The 294-nt window shown below is 35.7% G+C and carries 1 protein-coding gene; it reads left to right on the forward strand.

Annotated features, from left to right (window positions below):
• Positions 1-94: 94 nt before the first annotated feature.
• A partial coding sequence (locus FD23_RS10850) for a hypothetical protein (RefSeq protein ID WP_236743914.1) occupies positions 95-294 on the forward strand: 200 nt, incomplete at its 3' end.

Raw genomic sequence — 294 nt, forward strand, 5'->3', positions numbered from 1 at the left:
TGCACGTATCAAACTTGCATCTTTGTATCCAAAGCTATAGCACTAAACATACTTAAGATATCAGTATGACACTACACTAGTGTGTTGCTTTTTGATGCAAACGCATGTAGAATTAAGCTTGGTCATGTGTGTTCATGGCCTAATAGTTAAACTTTTTTTGACAAGCCGTCCTAGTGACGGCTTTTTTGATGAAGATGAAAATGAAAAAAGACTAAGTGATATGACCCCCGAAATTAGGACACTAATTTCGGGGGTTATTTTCATGACTAAATACACTAAAGAAATCAAACTTGC

Source organism: Lactobacillus delbrueckii subsp. delbrueckii DSM 20074 = JCM 1012 (assembly GCF_001433875.1).
GTDB classification, from domain to species: domain Bacteria; phylum Bacillota; class Bacilli; order Lactobacillales; family Lactobacillaceae; genus Lactobacillus; species Lactobacillus delbrueckii.